This is a genomic window from Nostoc sp. NOS(2021) (assembly GCF_017115025.1).
Classification (GTDB): Bacteria; Cyanobacteriota; Cyanobacteriia; order Cyanobacteriales; family Nostocaceae; genus Nostoc.
Genome location: NZ_JABXKM010000115.1, coordinates 1 through 18,063 on the forward strand (window position 1 = coordinate 1; position 18,063 = coordinate 18,063).

16 protein-coding genes are annotated in these 18,063 nt (G+C 40.6%); 7 read left to right on the forward strand and 9 right to left on the reverse strand.

Annotated elements, in window-relative coordinates:
* Positions 1-234 precede the first annotated feature (234 nt).
* Positions 235-663, reverse strand: a complete 429-nt coding sequence (locus HWQ41_RS14525; RefSeq protein ID WP_292763769.1) for a hypothetical protein — start codon at positions 661-663, stop codon at positions 235-237.
* Positions 664-1,794: 1,131 nt separating this feature from the next.
* On the opposite strand from HWQ41_RS14525, the gene HWQ41_RS14530 reads away from it, so the two are divergent.
* Positions 1,795-2,436, forward strand: coding sequence for a hypothetical protein (locus HWQ41_RS14530; protein WP_292763772.1), 642 nt, complete (start codon positions 1,795-1,797; stop codon positions 2,434-2,436).
* Positions 2,437-2,660: 224 nt separating this feature from the next.
* Positions 2,661-4,040, forward strand: a complete 1,380-nt coding sequence (locus HWQ41_RS14535) for a hypothetical protein (protein ID WP_292763775.1) — start codon at positions 2,661-2,663, stop codon at positions 4,038-4,040.
* A gap of 187 nt (positions 4,041-4,227) precedes the next feature.
* Here HWQ41_RS14535 and HWQ41_RS14540 read toward each other — a convergent pair whose 3' ends face one another.
* Positions 4,228-5,049, reverse strand: a complete 822-nt coding sequence (locus tag HWQ41_RS14540; RefSeq protein ID WP_292763778.1) for a superoxide dismutase — start codon at positions 5,047-5,049, stop codon at positions 4,228-4,230.
* A 780-nt stretch (positions 5,050-5,829) separates the two neighbouring features.
* Between HWQ41_RS14540 and HWQ41_RS14545 the strand changes: the two genes are divergently transcribed.
* Entirely contained in the window at positions 5,830-6,219 is a 390-nt protein-coding gene (locus HWQ41_RS14545) for a hypothetical protein (RefSeq protein ID WP_292763781.1), read from the forward strand.
* Between the two features lie 226 nt (positions 6,220-6,445).
* Here HWQ41_RS14545 and HWQ41_RS14550 read toward each other — a convergent pair whose 3' ends face one another.
* From HWQ41_RS14550 to HWQ41_RS14570, 5 genes are all read right to left on the reverse strand, one after another.
* The gene (locus HWQ41_RS14550) at positions 6,446-6,997 is read right to left on the reverse strand and encodes a 3'-5' exonuclease (RefSeq protein WP_292763797.1); all 552 of its coding nucleotides are present in this window, start codon (positions 6,995-6,997) and stop codon (positions 6,446-6,448) included.
* Between the two features lie 259 nt (positions 6,998-7,256).
* Complete coding sequence (locus HWQ41_RS14555) at positions 7,257-7,691, reverse strand: hypothetical protein (RefSeq protein WP_292763799.1); 435 nt, start codon at positions 7,689-7,691, stop codon at positions 7,257-7,259.
* Positions 7,692-7,813: 122 nt separating this feature from the next.
* On the reverse strand, positions 7,814-9,079 hold the full coding sequence (locus HWQ41_RS14560) for a response regulator (protein WP_292763785.1): 1,266 nt from the start codon (positions 9,077-9,079) through the stop codon (positions 7,814-7,816).
* Between the two features lie 30 nt (positions 9,080-9,109).
* Positions 9,110-10,996, reverse strand: a complete 1,887-nt coding sequence (locus HWQ41_RS14565) for an ATP-binding protein (protein WP_292763788.1) — start codon at positions 10,994-10,996, stop codon at positions 9,110-9,112.
* Positions 10,997-11,252: 256 nt separating this feature from the next.
* The gene (locus HWQ41_RS14570; RefSeq protein WP_292763791.1) at positions 11,253-11,456 is read right to left on the reverse strand and encodes a hypothetical protein; all 204 of its coding nucleotides are present in this window, start codon (positions 11,454-11,456) and stop codon (positions 11,253-11,255) included.
* 81 nt (positions 11,457-11,537) lie between these two features.
* On the opposite strand from HWQ41_RS14570, the gene petN reads away from it, so the two are divergent.
* From petN to HWQ41_RS14590, 4 genes are all read left to right on the forward strand, one after another.
* Complete coding sequence (gene petN / locus HWQ41_RS14575) at positions 11,538-11,627, forward strand: cytochrome b6-f complex subunit PetN (protein WP_012408302.1); 90 nt, start codon at positions 11,538-11,540, stop codon at positions 11,625-11,627.
* Between the two features lie 4 nt (positions 11,628-11,631).
* A complete protein-coding gene (locus HWQ41_RS14580) occupies positions 11,632-11,796 on the forward strand; it encodes a hypothetical protein (RefSeq protein ID WP_292763803.1) in 165 nt (54 codons plus the stop codon).
* Positions 11,797-11,951: 155 nt separating this feature from the next.
* Complete coding sequence (locus HWQ41_RS14585) at positions 11,952-15,101, forward strand: GAF domain-containing protein (protein ID WP_292763793.1); 3,150 nt, start codon at positions 11,952-11,954, stop codon at positions 15,099-15,101.
* Positions 15,102-15,427: 326 nt separating this feature from the next.
* Positions 15,428-15,742, forward strand: a complete 315-nt coding sequence (locus HWQ41_RS14590; protein WP_334781361.1) for a DUF29 domain-containing protein — start codon at positions 15,428-15,430, stop codon at positions 15,740-15,742.
* Here the strand turns inward: HWQ41_RS14590 and HWQ41_RS14595 are convergent.
* Both HWQ41_RS14595 and HWQ41_RS14600 read right to left on the reverse strand, forming a co-directional pair.
* A complete protein-coding gene (locus HWQ41_RS14595; protein WP_292763795.1) occupies positions 15,739-16,959 on the reverse strand; it encodes a HetZ-related protein in 1,221 nt (406 codons plus the stop codon). The two genes, HWQ41_RS14590 and HWQ41_RS14595, sit on opposite strands and share 4 nt — an antisense overlap.
* A 408-nt stretch (positions 16,960-17,367) precedes the next feature.
* A complete protein-coding gene (locus tag HWQ41_RS14600) occupies positions 17,368-18,027 on the reverse strand; it encodes an L-threonylcarbamoyladenylate synthase (protein ID WP_292763801.1) in 660 nt (219 codons plus the stop codon).
* Positions 18,028-18,063 lie beyond the last annotated feature (36 nt).

An 18,063-nucleotide genomic window follows, 5' to 3' on the forward strand; every position in this document is an offset into this window, starting at 1 on the left:
TCGCCTGCCCCGTCCCGACACTGTTTAATAGCTTTAAAATCTGTAGCGCTTATCCTGTATAGCTTAGAGCTTTTCTTAGTGCCATTCACCCCTATTCCAAAGTCTTATTCTCTGGTAATTCCTTGGCATTAAGTTTAATTTTTTAAGAATAAATTAGGGTATAAAGCTACATATATACGGACATAATTAATTTATTAATAATACAAATTTATTTTTATTATTAATGCTAATCCTTTAGTATCTGTTACTGGGAAAAAGTAGAATATCGATTAATTCGCCCACTATCAAACCCAATACCGCTATGACTGTTAAAACCCAAAATGAATCTAGCTTGTTGAAGCCAGAAAAACGCATTTCCAAATCACCTAAAAGCGTAGTTGCTAAGGGGATCAGAAAAAGGCTGAATAATATTGACCAAGTTGCTACTAAAGCAATTGATATACTTAAAAATAATATGACAATTAAGGTCTGAGAGCCAAATTCAACTAAACGCTCTAACCAAGAAATACTCTTTCGCACTACAGCTATAACCATAGCAGCGACAAAAGCTCCCACTAACCAAATAATATGATTAGCAGCAAGATACCATCCCAGGAGAGTGTAAGCCAATAAGAGTAATACTAAAGGCATCAAAGGAATCCTGTTAAAAAATTCCACATTCATACTGCCAAGGCTTGTAAAAATACCAAGTTAATCTCTTAATTTTAGTCAACAATTGTTACTAGTGAAACTTGTAAATATACCACCTTTGCTCAGGATATTTCTCTATCTACGGAGCCAATTTAAGGACATATTCTTTCGTAGTGACAATATATAGCCCCAAACACTTAGACAAGTTGGGAATGTGAGCCTTAGACGCTTATAAGGTCTGTGGCAACAACAGCTAGCTAAATCGTAAATTTTATACTTAGTAAACTAATTTAACTTTGTTTGATGCGTAGGCGTAGCCCGTCGTAGACATCGCTCGGCAGCATAATTAAAGAGACTTGGGTTAGTGATCAGAGTATATTGCTTATACGTGTTTTGATTGACAGTTACGTTATATTTAAGACATAAATTTATGAATTTAAGAATAATAGTATTAAGTTCTCAAATACTAGTGATGTGTAAATAGATTGACTTTGGCTCTCAGCTATTTGCCATGAAATTTAATAAAGAGGTGGTTACAATTCACAGTGTACAACTTTGACAACTGTCCACAATACTGTTGCATGTCTCAAGCTCATGGTAATATTATTTTACTGTCAGGAGATATTATTTTATACATCAAGTTGTAACCATGCTGAAACAGCTAGTTAGGTGTGCTGCCTCCAAAAAACAAAAAATTATTCAACCCACCCAGGAAATCAACAAAAGCGCCAACGTGCAAAGCACAGAGCTTTTGAAACTCTGCTTATATAAGGTAGTAAATAGCTAACAAAGCCCTTTTTTAGAAATTATGAAAGCCAGCTAGGAAGGTGTAAAAACCTTTTAATAATGGCTAAAAATTAGACAAGAGTAAATAGAAAAGTTTTGACACGATGTCAATTGTTTTTTTGTATATGTAAAAATATCAAAAAGCCCAATTTGTCTTGGCAATAAGACATTAATATTGTGTGTTTTATTTAGATATTGATTCTCTTTGTGCTTAGTTACCTATATATAAAAGCCCTATTTGATTGGTGAAAACTTAGCCTACCCTCGACCAAATGAGGCAACCACTTAAATTTAACAAATGATTTAGGACTGCTAGATCAATCCTGATTTAGTAACGACTCAAATATTAACAACCTTAGCAAGAGTAACAGGAAAAACATGAATATTATTGTTCGTTTGTTTGGAGCGATCGTTCTCCAAGTATCTGCATTGGCTGCGATGTCTAGTATGGCAATGTCTGATGTTCCACCTCTACGTGTTTATACTCAGAAGGTTCCTGCTGCTTCTCAACGGAAAACAACGCAGAGGATTTGTTCTTTAGATCCCATTGAGGATTTATTACCTCCACCACAAACCAAGGCAAGTAATTCTTTGCTTTCTTACCTTGCTGAACAGGGGTTTACACAGAATCAAGAGGGTTCTTGGGTCTGTTATGCGAACGATCCTAAAAAAGAAGGGCGTTACTTTACTCTGTTTAAGGTTAAACAAGTTGATAGCAGGCTCATAGCAAGTTCTTTCCTAGATGAGGGCAATCTGATTCAGGGGCAGGAAAATCGTAGCTTGGACTTCTTTATGATGCTGATTGAGCGCCATATGAATACTAGTCAAGAGAACCGTCAAGGTATACGTAGGTATTTAGAAGCCTTCGTTTCCTTAGTAAAGCAAGGGAAGATCAAACCCACGCGTCGTGGGTTTCTTTTCGACCAACCAAACCGGGCATTGGTCTTATATCACACACTCTCATCAGGAAATCTCAAAGGTACCGGAATCACGATCAACATTTATTTACCTAAGAGTTGAATTGGGGAGTGGGGAGAAATCAATTCAAAATTCACGCATTGTACCCTTACAGGGAAGCAAGCTACGCGGAGCCTCTCGTAGAGAAGAAAAAGACTGGGGGAGATTTAGCTTTAGCTTCCCGGAGGGTGGGAGACAAGGGGGACAAGGAGAATGCCTAATGCCCCATGCCCAATGCCCAATAGCCAATACCTAATTAAATTGCTGTCGTTTAGTGGAGGTGCATCTTGCCTAAATCAATTATTCAAAAAATTGCGATGCCGTTCGCGGAACCTCTCGTACAGAAGGCGGTTCGCTTTGCGACCATCGCATTCTCATCTGTTGCAGTAGTACTCACTACATATCAGTCTGCTTTTGCACAGCTAAATATTGGACGCTATGGTATCCAACAAGGACTGGAGTCTGAGTATCTCCAGTACCAAATCAATAACCAGAATCTGAGCCAGATGCGAGTAATTCCGGCATGTGATGTGGGATTTGGTCTGAGCTGCAATAAAACTGGATCGGTAATTCAGCAATTAGTTGATTTAAACGACGGGACTAGCTATCAAAACCTCCTGATACAAGCAGCTGGTGGGGAGAAAAACTTCCAGAATTTCGCTAGCTTTTACGGTAACAATCCGAATCTCTCTGCGGTGCCTTTCGCCTCATTTTGGAGAAACGAATCCCCCGCAATTATGGATGGATCTCAATACCTTCTTGGACAACCCTTTGGTCGCAACCCAGTAGAAGGACTCGGACTTGTAACCAAGCAGTTCTACTGGTCACCATACTCAGGAGTCAATAACTCGGTCAGCCTCCGTAATGGATTAATAGACTTGAAATTGTCATATGGACGACTGCTGTTTGAGGAGGCCTCAAAAATTCCCAACATTAAGGAGCAAATTCAATCTTTAGGTCTGTCGCCAGAGATGACGAATTTTTATTTAAATAAAATCTCTACAGGCTTGGAGGCGTTGAGTTCTGGAGATCAGAACCAACTCCAACAGAGTATTTTTGAAGTACTATCCTTTCCATACTCCGAAGATGGTGGGGAACTCGGACGCCCCAATAATGGGATTCCACAGGAATTGAATCAGCTCTTAGGAGAAGATATTACAGGAGATAGTTTGCTGAGTGACAATCCAGTAGCGTTGGAGGGAGAAACTATGGGATTCGATACTTTCCCTGACTCGGTGGGAGATGTTTTGGTACAAGACAGTTCTGATTCCTTTCCACTCTGGCCAATAATCGGAATTGGGGGTCTTGCTTTAATTCTGCTTCTACTACTAAATGGGGATAGTTCTTCAGCTCAAACATCTGTTTCTTCAGGAAATATACCTACACCTACACCTACACCTACACCTACACCTACACCTCCACCTATACTTACACCTCCACATACACCTTTGTCTCTCACCAGCAAAGGCGAATGCGATCTGACTCCCAGTGTTAATGGTTCTGATCACACACAGATCATTGAGATTCCATGTAATGTTACTCCTAAAACCCCTACGGAAGTGAAGAAGGTAGTGGAGCCATCAATGATCAAAGCGCTTGTATTGCTAATTGTTCTACTATCTATAGTCAGTTACAAACAGCGGTCTTTAAAAATTCGTAATTCGTAATTATGTTACATAATAAGGGGATTTAGACCCCACCTAAAACAAAGCTACCTATGGAGGTAGCTTTGTATAGATTTCTATCAGCGGTTTTACGTTCTTGATAGTGTTGCTAACCAGGCTGTTGTGATGAGAGGTGCGATCGCGTACCCCTCCGGGGAAGCAAGCTACGCGCAGCCTCTCGTAGAGAAGCTTACCGTTCGCGTAGCGTTCCGTTCGCGGGGTGTCCCGTAGGGAAGGAAAGGTATCGCCTGTTAATCTGGGGCCAATTCACTACATTCCACCAATTATTCAAATACTCAGCACGACGGTTGCGATATTTTAGGTAATAAGCGTGTTCCCACAGATCATTACCCATAATCGGATATGAACCGTCCATAATCGGACTATCCTGATTTGCTGTGGTCACAATCTGGAGTTGATTTTGAGGATTGCGTACTAGCCAAACCCAACCACTACCGAAGCGAGCGGCACCCGCTGCGTTAAACTGTTTTTTAAAGGCATCAAAACTGCCAAAAGTTTGGTTAATTTCTTGAGCGATCGCTCCCGATGGTTGTCCACCACCTTCGGGACTCATCAGTTGCCAAAAAATCGTGTGGTTGAGGTGACCGCCAGCGTTATTACGTACCTTTGTCCGAATATCTTCAGGTACGCTGTTCAAATCCACTAGTAAAGCTTCAACACTTCTTTTTTGCAAATCTGGATACTGCTTCAATGCATCATTTAAGTTCTTGACGTAGCTAGCATGGTGTGCGTCATGATGCAATTTCATCGTTTCAGCATCAATAGCTTTTCCTAGTGCCCCATAAGCATAAGGCAATGGTGCTAGCTGTGCGGGGTAAGCACTTAGTGCCCTATTAGGATAAGCTACAGGGGGAAACGACCTAGCAGCCGTTGGTGTTGGTGTAGAAGATTGTGCCTCAGCTATTAGTACTGGTTCATGAGAAATTAGCAGAATTGTCAGCACAATTGTTGTGAAGAAAAAAACTATTGTTTTTCGCCAAAACCTTATCATAAATTGTAGCCTCAAAATCAATATTATTTGGCTTGTAATCCGCTCATGTACTGTTGTTTTGCAGCCCAATCAAGCCAAATACATATCCTACCTTAGTTTTCAAGTAATTCGAGCAAAAATACTCAAGAGAATAGAATTAATCACTGCCAAGACATGAGGCCAATGAACGCACTCCCAAAGCCCCATCTGAGCGCGAAAACCCTCTACTATATAAGCTGCCAACGCAAAAATAATTGCATTTAAAACTTTTGTAATAAATATAAATTAAAAGTTACATAGCTTTAATGTCTAGAAAATTTTAAAAATACCCTTACATGTATTTTAACATAAAAATATCTACTTATAAGTTCATTATCTAATTTATTCCCTTGGGTATATAACTTAAAATAACAAGCAAAACTCTTGACAGATATAGCTGAAGTTTTATTTTGCTAAACCTATAATTAAAACCTTGTCAACATTAAACTTTGAGTTACTGAAAACTGTGTAGTGATTTTTAGGTAATTAAAATACAGCTAAATAAACCTAATTCATAAATACCTTTATTGCTCCACATTTTTTGATATCTACATCTTCAAGATGGAAGATTTTTAAATTTGTCATGATTAACGTAAAATCAAGTCTTGGTTATAATTTTTTTTGCTGAATATTCTTTGTCAAAAAACGATATTTTAAACCAAATAGTGTTATTAACCTAATTCTTGTTTTTCCAAATTACTAGTTAGTTACTCGGCCATCAAAAATCAAGGCACTAAAGACATATAGCAAAAGGTAAATAATATGTATCATGATCAAATGTTGCAAAAAACTGTCGCAGCCAATAGTAATTTACATCACGTAATCCTGAGTGAAGTAAAAAAGGAGCAACCACCAACGTATGAATTAACTATTCCTGATATAGCGATATCTTTATCTCCTGTTGGATTTATAATTTGTTGGATCGGTTTTTTCATAATATTGCCAAAACTCCGAGCATTTTTAGATGATAAAATGGTTTTTTCCATCAATGCTTTACACAAAGTTCCCTGTAAAAACTGTCGTTTTTATTCAAATAATCATTATCTAAAATGTGCAGCAAACCCTTCTATTGTTCTCACAAAAGAAGCGATTAATTGCTCTGAATACTCACCCAGCAATCAAAAAAATTCCTCCAAAAATCCCTTTAGTTAGGTAGGACAAGTCTATTCGGATTTCAAACCCGAAAATAGAACCTAAGCGAAAACCTTACATATATTCCTCTTTTTCTAAAGCAGTTTTTGTGTATGAATGCTGTTGCCGAAACAAAATTAAGGATTTGGGATTGTAACTCTTGGAGACGCTCCGCGAACACTTCGTACCCTTTGGGTTCTCCAAAGGAGTACGCAATGACAGTAAATATTTTTGTCCACCTACTTATTCAGCTTAGTTTTTTAGTTTTAATCTGTCTGTAGATAGCTGCAATGTTGCGGGCATCATCAATGCCACGATGATGTGTGCCTTTTAATTCTATTCCCAACTGATTAAGAGCCTGTGCCATGCCAAATTTTTTAGACACGCCAAGATATTCTGAAAATTCCTCTTTGATATTTATGTGTTCTGAAGTAAAAGGATAAGGGAAATTATGAAACGCGCAATCTTGAATAAATTGCTTTTTGTCGTAATTGCCCCAAGAACAAAAAATATGATTGGGAAATGAATAAATCCATTCTTTGAAGCGAGAAATTGCCTCTATAAATTTTGGTGCTTCGTCAACATCTTGCTGCTGAATACTAGTCAATTCGGTACAAAAACCTGTCAGATGGGGATGTCTTACAGGTTGAATGAATTGCTGAAACTCGGAATCAATTTCCCACGTTGCTCTATTGAGCATCACGGCACCGATTTCGATGATTTCCATTTCGTGACGGGGAATAGTCCCACTGTTACAGCACGTAGCCTCCAGATCGATTATCAGATAATAGTGGGATATTTTAGTTTTCACTTTAGGTAATAGAGATTGATAACTAATGCTCGTGATTATTTATACGTATTTTTTTAAACTTACACAACCACATCGTAATATTATTGTATTAATTATACTACAGAATCGTAATGTTTACAGCCTATTTCATCTATTTGAACCACAACCCCCTGTAGGGAAGCACATCTGTGCGCCCCTACGATGCTGAAAGACAAATTTTATAGTCATTTTCTCCACTTCAGTAAACAAGAACTTAGGGAAGGGGAATTTAGATTGATGAAAAAGGTTTAACCCAACGGATTTGAATAGCGATATCAAGAGCGATTGCAGCGATTCCAAACCACAATACACTTTCAAAAGCCAATACCAAAAAAGGCAAAATTGTGCTATGAGAATTCCACCCAAGTTCTATCTGAGTTAATCCTCGCACCAAGCCAAACGCCAGCACACCGCCAGCTTTGAGTTGAGGATTTTTATCAGAGCGGATGATATAGCGGTAAGTGACACCAAATAGGAAACCAGTAAAACTTGCAACTGCACCACTCACCAACAAGTGCCAATTAACATCACTTTGCAGACTTGCGAGTGTCTGAAAATATTTTGCCAGTACTAAAGTATTTAACATACTCGCAATTGCGAAGGTAGAAAATAGGGAAAAACCCCCAACTATTCCAGCTTTGAGAGATTCTAGGCGTTCTGCCATTAATTGAGGATCTAAAGTTGCGTTCACTCGATATAGAAATTAGAGATTGGGTATTGGGAAAATTATTCCCCAGTTTCCAGTATGATAAATGCTAGAGCAGTTTTGTAATTAATTAAATGCTGCTATTCTATGGGAATTTTGATGATAAACTCGGTTCCCACACCTGCTTGAGAATTCACATGTAAAACACCTTTGTGTTTCTCTACAACTATTTCATAGGCTATCGACAAGCCAAGTCCAGTGCCTTTGCCAACGTTTTTTGTGGTAAACAACGGCTCAAACAAGCGTTTTTTAAGCCGTTCAGGAACACCAATCCCATTGTCAGCAATCCGAATTACAGCCAATTGTTCAGAATCTATTTCTGTTGCAATTTGAATCCGAGGAACTAGATTGCTCTTTTTGCCTTGCATTATAGCTTCATCAAGGGCATCAACTGCGTTTGCCAGAATGTTCATAAATACTTGATTCATCTGCCCTAGATAGCAACTAACCTCTGGTAATACTCCATAACTTTTAATAACTTCAATGCGGGGACGATCGCCATTAGCATTGAGGCGGTGCTGCAAAATCATTAGTGTACTATCTAGTCCTTGGTGTAAATCAGCAGATATTTTGACATCACTATCCGAGCGACAGAAGTTGCGGAGTGAATTAGAAATGTTGCTAATTCGTTCACTTCCTACCTGGAGTGAGTTCAAGATTTTTGGCATATCTTCGAGAACAAAGTTCAGATCCAAGTCCTCAATAGCAGTGGTAATTTTGGCTGTTGGGTTTGGATACTCTTTTTCATACAGTAGGAGCAACTCGGTTATTCCTGCAATGTATTCTTGCAAGGGTGAAATATTGCTAGAAATAAAGTTAATGGGGTTATTGATTTCATGACCAATACCAGCAATTAACTCTCCGAGTGTTGATAGTTTCTCTTGCTGCACTAGTTGGACTTGGGCTTGTTGCAAAGCCTTGGTGCGATCGCTGACTTGTTGTTCCAAAGATTCAGTCAATTGTTTGAGTTGTAAATGCACGCGCACTCTAGCAATGACTTCCTCTTGTGCAAACGGTTTAGGGATATAGTCTACTGCACCAAGGGAAAATCCCTTCGTTTTGTTCTCCGTATCTGCTAAAGCAGTGGTGAAAATAATCGGAATGTTTTGGGTAACAGGATTGGCTTTGAGGCGACGACAAGTTTCAAATCCGTCAATACCTGGCATTTGTACATCCAGCAAAATCAACTCTGGTTGATTGCGTTCGGCTTGAGCGATCGCGCTTTCTCCATCGACTGCAACACGGAAACGAAAACCCTCACTATTGAGCGCTTCAGACAGGACAGATAAATTTGTCGGATTATCATCCACAATCAAAATAAATCCGGTATTTAGATTCTTGTTCATGATGGATTTAAAAGTGAAATTCAACTCCAATTAATTGATGTATTGTTGAATAAAAGTTTCCAAACGTTTGAGTTGGAAATTACTCGCAAGCTGGACAAGTTGCTCGGCAAAAATGCTTAGTCGCTCATCAGATGCAGAAAGTTGTTGAGCCAGTTCCAAAACTTTTTGAATATCGCCGTCTTGTGCGAGTTCGAGTAACTCTTGTAAAACCTCGTTGGCAGGAGAAATCATCTCATTTGATTGATCCAAACCTTCTGCCTGGTTTTTTTTAATTGCATCTACCTTACCGTCAAAAATCCATTCTAGGTGCAAAAATTGCCGTACCATTTCCAGCAGCGTTTCAGCTTCTACAGGCTTTGGTAGAAATGCATCTGCACCTACATCAATACTCTTGTGCTGGTCGGCTGCAAACACACTGGCTGACGAAGCGATGATCGCAACCTCTTGAAATTGCTCAGACTGACGCAAACGATTGATCAACTCAAATCCATCCAATATAGGCATTACTAGGTCAGTGATAATCAAGTCTGGTTTGTGCGCTAGAGCCTGTTCCCATCCTTCCTGACCCTGACTAGCTTCTACAACAGTAAACCCAACTGGCTCTAGTAAATTTACAATTACCGCTCGGTTTTCCCATCTGTCATCCGCAATCAAAATGGTGCGCCTTTGTCCTTGATAACCAATAATGGTTCCTTGCTCAACCACTCTGGAAATCTTTGCCCAGTCTTTAGATTCTGGCAATTTTGCCTCAAACCAGAAAGTGCTACCTTTGCATAAGGTACTTTGCACCTGAATTTCACCACCCATCAACAAAACAATTTTTTGGCTGATTGCTAATCCCAAGCCTGTACCTTCAGATTGTCGTTTCTGATTTCCTACTTGCTCAAAGGGCTGGAAGATTTTCTCAGCTTCTTCAGGAATTATACCCGTGCCGGTATCTATTACTTCAAAGCGAATTTGGTAGCTAGTCTGTCCATTAGCATTTGATTCTTGACCAATGACCTGAACTTTGAAGGTGACACTGCCTTGAAGAGTAAATTTAATAGCATTACCAAGCAAGTTAATCAGTACTTGCCGCAAGCGTTTTTCATCAGCATGAATACCCGTTGGCAAATCAGGATCGAGTTGGACGTGAAATGCGATCACCTTTTGTTCTGCCCGGATGCGGCAAATTTCAGTCACACTATCTATAAAGGCAGGTAAGTAGAAATCAACAGGATGTAATTCCAGTTTCCGAGCTTCTATTTTGGAGAGATCGAGAATATCATTAATCAGGGTTAAAAGATGGGAACCACATTGGTAAATTATGCTGACTCCTTTGCGTCCTTTCTCACTCAAAGATTCTGTGCGTTGGAGGATTTGTGTAAAGCCCAGGATGCCGTTGAGGGGTGTGCGTAGTTCATGACTCATATTGGCGAGAAATTCACTCTTGGCTTGGCTGGAGTTTTGAGCGATTTCTTCTGCAAGGCGTAGTTCTTTCTCGATGCGCTTGCGCTCTACAATTTCAATTGAAAGCGCTCGATTGATAACTTCTAACTGGGCTGGGCTGGGTAGAGTCAGAGCTTGAGGCATGAGATAAAATAACGCAAATGCCGTGTATATCGAAATAATGGCAGTTAGAGCTTTTAAAGCACCTGCAATCCAATAGTCTGGATGCCAAAGCGTCCAAATTTCCATCAAGTGTCCAGTACCGCAGACAATGATAAAAGCACCAAATAATACAAAGACTCCATTGAAAGGAACGTCTTTACGCTTGGAAATAAAGTAAATTAGTAGGAAGGGAATAGAATAATAGGCAAGAGCGATGGTGGCATCAGAAATAATGTGAAGCCAAACTAATCCAGTTTGCCAGAGATAACAATGCCCGTGGGGAATAAAACCGTCAGAGTGGAAAGGATAATTGAAAAATGTCGGCATGATACTAGGGGTTGCTGGATTTGAAATATATACCCATAACCCTAGTATTCCCAAACCATCAAAGGGAAAAGCGCGATCGCTACTTTTTTATATTAGTTTTCATTATTACGTAAAGTACTAGCGTACCAAGAAAAGATGGTGTCTCCTTTGCGTCACCGAACAGCCCGTCGTAGACATCGCACGCAAAACTTACAATGTCATTGATAAAAAAATCTCAGCCTGCCCTTTCCGAGTATTAGAAAACTTTAAACAAAATCTATTCAGATATAGCCAATAAACGGCTATAATCTCTATTGAGAGCAGTAATCTGCCACCTCAGACTGATTAAGAAGACCTTAATCAATAAAAAACGTAATCCCGTCAAGGGATAGGGGATGTCTGGTAGTACATCCAAGGCGACTAATGCCAATATCCAAGGATGTCCATCCTGAACTTGGGGTAGGTTAAACCTAAATCTCAAACGTCTGACTATATTTGAGTGTGAGATTTGGAACTATGATAAATATTAGAAACCTTTTGTAATTATTTGAAAAGTGAGAATATGGAGATTTTGACACTAGGTTGGGTATCACTGTTAGTTGTGTTCACTTGGTCAATTGCAATGGTAGTTTGGGGACGTAACGGACTTTAGAGGCATGGTGGAAAGTCCATTCTTGAATCTTTTGGCTTTATTTGCTGTAGTGCTGCTCGTAGTAGTCACTGGTGGCATTGGTTATTTGACGCTGGCAGATTGGCGCGATCGCCGTCGTCGAGATGAAGAGAAGCGTACCACCCGCAGCGCCACTCCTAAGCGGCGATAATTTTCTCGTGGTTGAAAAATATTTTTGTAGGGATACGATATTATCGTGTCCCTACACTGTTTTTTTTTGGTATTTAAAGGAAATAATTGTTACCTTTGCGATCGCTACGGGAATCATGAGATAGAAAGCTTTCAATATTTAAAGTCCCGCTGGGAATGGAAAACGCCTCTACTATTCAACCCATAGAACCAAATTCAGAACAGCAAGAATCTCATTCAGATATGACATTCTCTCTGCGTCAGAATGACCAACAAAAAGCTTTGTCTAGAGTTATTGCCCGCATTCGCGAGTCTCTAGACATAGACACCATCTTCAAAATTACAGTCACTGAAGTACGTCAGCTTCTGAAAACCGATCGGGTTAGTGTGTTTCGTTTTTATCCCGAATTGGCATGGGAAGGGGAATTTATCTATGAAGATGTGGGAGCAGAATGGGGTTCGGCACTAGCAGCCAAACTGCGTGACCACTGCTTTAGTGAGGAGTTCGCAGGACTATATCAGCAAGGTCGGATTAAAGCAATAGCTGATATTTATCAAGTTAATGCCAGTGATTGCTACATCCAGATTCTGGAAAGATTTCAGGTACGTGCCAATATAACTGCTCCCTTAATGAAAGGTAAAGATTTATGGGGATTGCTGTGTATTCATCAGTGTAGTAGTCCTCGCGAATGGGAAGCATCAGAAATTGAGTTTGTGCAATTAATTGCCGAACATCTGGGAGTTGCTTTGCAGCAAGCAGATTACCTGGAACAAGTAAAACTACAATCGGCACAACTAGCACAAGCAAAAGCCAGAGAAAAAGCAGCTCAATGGCAGAAAACCATAGCCATAACCATTGAGAAAATTCGTCAATTCCTAGACTTGGAAAGCATTTTCCACACAAGCACCGCAGAACTTAGGCAACTGCTAAATGCTGACCGCGTGGCTATTTATCGTTTCAATCCCGATTGGAGTGGTGAATTCGTGTTTGAATCAGTGGCAGAGGGTTGGATCTCCCTGATGGAGCAGCAGTTGCAGCGGCCGGAATTGCTAGAAAACGTCAGCGAATGTAGCGCCAAAGATTTAGCTAAACCCCCAGTCGCTGATACCTATTTACAAGATACAGAGGGTGGGAGCTTCAGTCGGTGTGAAGTTTACCGTGTTTGTAATGATATTTACAGTGCAGGTTTTAGCAACTGCTACATTAAAATCTTAGACATATATCAAGCAAGAGCTTATGTGATCATTGCCATTTACCACGGTCAGAAGCTCTGGGGCTTGCTAGCAGTATACCAGAACGGTGCAACCCGTGATTGGCAAAAAGATGAGGTTTACTTGCTTACCCAAGTGGGCACCCAACTAGGTGTGGCTTTGCAGCAAGCGGAATTTATCCAACAAATGCAGAACCAAGCAGCAGAGATCAGCAAAGCTGCTGAAAGGCAAAGAGCATTGGCGAACACCGTAGAAAAAATTCGTCAGTCACTTGAAATTGAAGCCATTTTTAAAACGACTACTCAAGAAGTCCGATGGCTATTAGAAGTGGAACGAGTCGCAATTTATCGCTTCTATCCTGATTGGAGTGGCGAATTTGTGGCTGATTCCATTGTTGATGGCTGGACACCAATGGTTAAGCCGCAGTCTGTGACGGAACGCCTTCTTGTGCAAGCAAAGCAAGCGGGTAAGTATGCACGTAATGAAGTTTTTGTGCCAATTTCTCAGGGCGAAAAGCTGTGGGGATTGCTAGTAGCTTATCAAAACTCCCAGCCCCGTTATTGGCAAGATGAGGAAATCAACTTGCTAGCCCAAGTTGGTGTCCAATTGGGGGTAGCATTACAGCAAGCTGAGTCATTGAAACAGATGCAGGTGCAAGCCCAAAAACTGGCTAAGGCCGCCGAACGAGAACGGAAAGCAGCCGAAAGAGAGAAGGCCCTAGCCGCAACAGTAGAGAAAATTCGCCAGTCTCTTGATATTGACACCATCTTTGCCACCAGTACAGAAGAAGTCCGGCGGTTATTGGAAGTTGATCGAGTGACAATCTATCGATTCGGGGCTGATTGGAGTGGCGAATTTGTTGCTGAGTCTTTAGCCAAAGGTTGGACACCAGTAAGGGAAATTGTACCTGCGATGTCTACGACGGACGTAGCTGCCGCAGGTAATTACCTGCAAGAAACCCAAAGCGGAGATTTTGCTCATGGTAAAACTCTTGTTATTAAGGATATTTACAGCACCGATAATTCTATTCCTTATATTGCCCTAATGGAGTTAATGGAGGCTAGGGCATATATTCTTGTGCCAATTTTTCAGGGTGAGAAACTCTGGGGATTACTAGCAGCTTATCAAAATATCAAACCCCGTGATTGGCAAGAAGATGAAGTAGATTTGCTGATGCAGATTGGTACTCAGTTAGGGGTAGGACTTCAGCAAGCGGAATTACTCGAACAAACTCAACGTCAAAAACAAGAAATCACCCAGACTCTTAAAGAATTACAGTACACTCAGAGCCAGTTAATTCAAAGTGAGAAAATGGCAGGCTTAGGGCAGTTAGTTGCTGGTGTAGCACATGAAATTAACAACCCGATTAGTTTCATTTACGGTAACATGACTTATGTTACTGAACATAGCGAAAATTTATTCAAATTACTGCGTCTCTATCAGAAACAGTATCCCAAACTAACAGGAGAAATTCAAAAGCAAGCAACAGCACTGGATTTAGATTTTATTGCTGATGACTTGCCCAAAATTCTGACTTCAATGAAGATGGGGGCAGAGCGGATCTCTCAACTAGTCTTGTCGTTACGAATTTTTTCTCGACTTGACGAAGCAGGAATAAAGGCCATTAACCTTCATGAAGGCATCGACAGTACCTTGCTAATTTTACAACATCGACTGCAATCACAGACTAATTCTTTTGCTATTGAGGTAGTTAAGCAATATGGTGAATTGCCCCTAGTAGTCTGCTATGCAGCCCAGATGAATCAGGTATTTATGAATATTCTCAACAATGCGATCGATGCACTGGAAAACTCAGTAGCTAGTGGAAAAATAATTGATAATCCGAAAATTTGGATTCGTACAGAAGTCATAGAAGGAAATGCTATTCTGATTTGGATTGCTGACAATGGTTGTGGGATTCCAGAGATGATGCGATCGCGCATTTTTGAACCTTTCTTTACCACCAAACAACCTGGGCAAGGTACTGGTTTGGGGTTATCTATTAGCTACCAAATTATTGTGGAAAAACACGGCGGTAATATCAAGTGTGTTTCGGAAGCTGGTAACGGCAGTGAATTCTGGATAGAAATTCCGATGAAACGGACAGTTAGTTAAGAAAAAATAGGCGATGCCTGCGTAGCTTGCTTTCTCGTTGGGGACAGCGAGCTTTGCCTACGCTTTTTTGTCTCACGCAAAGGCGCAAAGTAAGAAGAAAAAAGGCAATACCTGCGGTAAGCTACGCTAACGCCCAATTTTAAATAAGAGAGGTGGTGTTAAAATTATATATTCCATAAAGGAGAAGATTATGAGCAATCAATCTGTTCCTAAAACCAATAATCTCTATACACAAGATTATCACTTGTGGTTAGAATACACTGTTTATTTATTAAAAAAAATTTTTAGAATTAGAGTTAGAAAATTTAATTGAAGAAATTGAAAGTATGGGGAGAAGTGATAAAAATACTTTAAGGAGTAATCTTAGAGAGCTTTTAATGCACCTTCTCAAATACAAATTTCAACCCCAGAACCGATCAAATAGCTGGTTATATACAATCTATGAACATCGTCAAAGATTACAAGAAGCGTTTTTAGATAGTCCTAGCTTAAAATGCTATTACACGGAAGTTTTTGATAATTGTTACCAACACACTCGAAAAGAAGCATCTATTGAAACAGGACTTCCTCTGTCTATTTTTCCTCAAGACTATCCTTTTTCTGTTGATGAAACTTTAGATTCTGATTTCTTCCCAAATTAACCTGTCTGGGCTTCAGTATGACCGTTGCGGATAGCCCATGCTAGTTCTAAAAGTTGAGTCCAGCGCTTTTGTAACTGTTTGGGGGTGCATTTGATGGCTTTGGCGATCGCTTGGTCGTTTTCCCGTGCAGTTTTTAACTGTAATATTTGCTGTTGCTGTTCTGTGAGTTGATTCACAAAAATTTCCCACTGCTGGGAAGATAAACCCAACTTTTGCTCTAAACCTGCGCCTAACCATTGATGTACCAATTGCCAGTGGTGTTGCTTGGCAAACTTTTCCACATGGTATTTAAACCGTTGTTGGAGATAATCGCGCTGACGGCTAGTTAAACCGAGAATTTGGTCTATTTCTGGGGCTGAGAGGTCTTGGAGTTTCAAGCTGAGGTAGTTCATACAGTCAGATTGGCCTTGAGACTCCAGGTATTTCATCAATTCAGTGATGACGCGATCGCGTTCTGACTCTTCAGATGGATCGAAATTAGTTTGGGCAATCATTTGCGATCGCAGCTGTTGCACCGCCGAGTTACGCTGGTAAGATTCTGCTTCTTCACCCTTGGCAGACTCCACCGCCATTTCAATATCCACGGTAGTTTCTTGGGGCTGACGACGAGCAAAACCTTGGGCCCGTAAGATAATCAATTGCTGATTTGCACCACCAGGTAAATTGATCCGGCGTTTGGCGTACTGCTCTGTAAAGGACATATATTCAGCTAATTGCAGCTGAGTACGCGGCGTGTGATCATTAGGTAGTTCGTTTTCTCTGCGGAAAGCTTTGATAGCTTCGATATAAAATGCTTGTAAAAAATCTTCAATTAGGCTGTAACGAGCCTCAAAGCCCAACTCAGAGCCGGATATAGTTACATGACGGTAAACCATAGCACCCAAATTGCTATGTAATTCCACCCGTCCTTGTTTGGAACCTAGTTGGTAGTAACGTAAGCACTTTTGCATCCGATGCCTTCCCAACGTAATCTGCCAGGACTTGATTTCCCCAGATGTTTGGATACGGGAGCTTTTATCGCAAATGCGTTCTACTTCTATGGCTATGCGCTTTGCTAAAGCTTCTACGCACTTGGGTGTTGCTTTCACTTGCCCTTGCATTTCTTCACACAGCAATTCAATCAAGGTATCGCTGCTGCTGTCTGAAAATTCTTCGGTCGAAAAGTGGTTCTCAAAAATGGGTGTAGAATTTGGTAGATTGACGACGTTAGCTTTCATGACTTTTCCAGGTAGTAGTATTGCACCGTAATTACAACGCAGACACAGCAATCAAGACCTTCCTTGGCTTGTGAATCTTTGGGCACTCATCCATCAAAACTTGCCGTATGTAATGCTCACATCTAAAGCTCATATATAAAACTGTAGGAAATACGAAAGAGTTATAGTTATGGCAATGTGTCGGTTTTTTTCACAAGCCACTACATTGACGCTGGGACATAAGTACCCGCCATTTTCTCAAAGTTGTCAAATACCTTACTGTGCCAAGTGTTGCCACCATCCTGTTATATCCACTACATCACCGAACAGTCCGTCGTAGACATCGCCTCTAAATATGACAATTTTAAAACTGGAGTCGTTTCTATCACAATTTCCGAAACGGAGAGGTGCGCCTGTGAAGTTGAATTCTTATACCCATGCTGCTGCTGCTTCCCAACCTAAACCCCTCCGTATAATTACTGGTTGATCTTCCGTAAAATCCAAGATGGTAGACACTTCATATGTAGGTTCCTCGCCAGTGTCTATAATTATGTCTACCAAGTTGTCCAAACGGTCAAATAGCTCTACCCGTGACTGAACAATTTCTGGATCTATCCGAATCATGCCATTATCTGCTTCATCTGGTGGTAGATGTGCTGAAGTTGAAATAATCGGATTGCCCAAGGCTGCCAGCAATTCCAAACACACAGTATGGTTTGGTACTCTAATTCCAGTAGTTTTCCGCTTGGGGCTTTGCACCAATCGCGGTACTAACTTAGTCGCTGGGAGCAAAAATGTGTATGGCCCTGGAATCAGGCGTTTCATAATTCGATAGGCTGTGTCACTTACGAAGGCATAAGTTGCCACATTTGAAAGCGAGGGACATAAAAATGTCAGTGGTTTATCATTTGCTAGCTGTTTAATTTGCCGCACTCGTTCTACCGCCGACTTGGCATTCAAATCACAACCGATCGCATAAACTGTATCAGTAGGGTAAAGCATGACTGCGCCACTAAAAAGCGCCGACTTTATTTCCTCTATTCGGCGAATTTGAGGATTATCCGGATGAACTGGGAAAATTTTTGCCATAACCGGGAGTGGGGAGTGGGGAGTGGGGAATGAGGG

Excerpts from the sequence above, each read along its gene's own strand:
- HWQ41_RS14525 (WP_292763769.1), bottom strand. The coding sequence starts at position 663 with ATGAATGTGGAATTTTTTAACAGGATTCCTTTGATGCCTTTAGTATTA.
- HWQ41_RS14530 (WP_292763772.1), top strand. The coding sequence starts at position 1,795 with ATGAATATTATTGTTCGTTTGTTTGGAGCGATCGTTCTCCAAGTATCT.
- HWQ41_RS14540 (WP_292763778.1), bottom strand. The coding sequence starts at position 5,049 with ATGATAAGGTTTTGGCGAAAAACAATAGTTTTTTTCTTCACAACAATT.
- HWQ41_RS14545 (WP_292763781.1), top strand. The coding sequence starts at position 5,830 with ATGTATCATGATCAAATGTTGCAAAAAACTGTCGCAGCCAATAGTAAT.
- HWQ41_RS14555 (WP_292763799.1), bottom strand. The coding sequence starts at position 7,691 with ATGGCAGAACGCCTAGAATCTCTCAAAGCTGGAATAGTTGGGGGTTTT.
- HWQ41_RS14560 (WP_292763785.1), bottom strand. The coding sequence starts at position 9,079 with ATGAACAAGAATCTAAATACCGGATTTATTTTGATTGTGGATGATAAT.
- HWQ41_RS14565 (WP_292763788.1), bottom strand. The coding sequence starts at position 10,996 with ATGCCGACATTTTTCAATTATCCTTTCCACTCTGACGGTTTTATTCCC.
- petN (WP_012408302.1), top strand. The coding sequence starts at position 11,538 with ATGGAGATTTTGACACTAGGTTGGGTATCACTGTTAGTTGTGTTCACT.
- HWQ41_RS14580 (WP_292763803.1), top strand. The coding sequence starts at position 11,632 with ATGGTGGAAAGTCCATTCTTGAATCTTTTGGCTTTATTTGCTGTAGTG.
- HWQ41_RS14585 (WP_292763793.1), top strand. The coding sequence starts at position 11,952 with ATGGAAAACGCCTCTACTATTCAACCCATAGAACCAAATTCAGAACAG.
- HWQ41_RS14590 (WP_334781361.1), top strand. The coding sequence starts at position 15,428 with ATGGGGAGAAGTGATAAAAATACTTTAAGGAGTAATCTTAGAGAGCTT.
- HWQ41_RS14595 (WP_292763795.1), bottom strand. The coding sequence starts at position 16,959 with ATGAAAGCTAACGTCGTCAATCTACCAAATTCTACACCCATTTTTGAG.
- HWQ41_RS14600 (WP_292763801.1), bottom strand. The coding sequence starts at position 18,027 with ATGGCAAAAATTTTCCCAGTTCATCCGGATAATCCTCAAATTCGCCGA.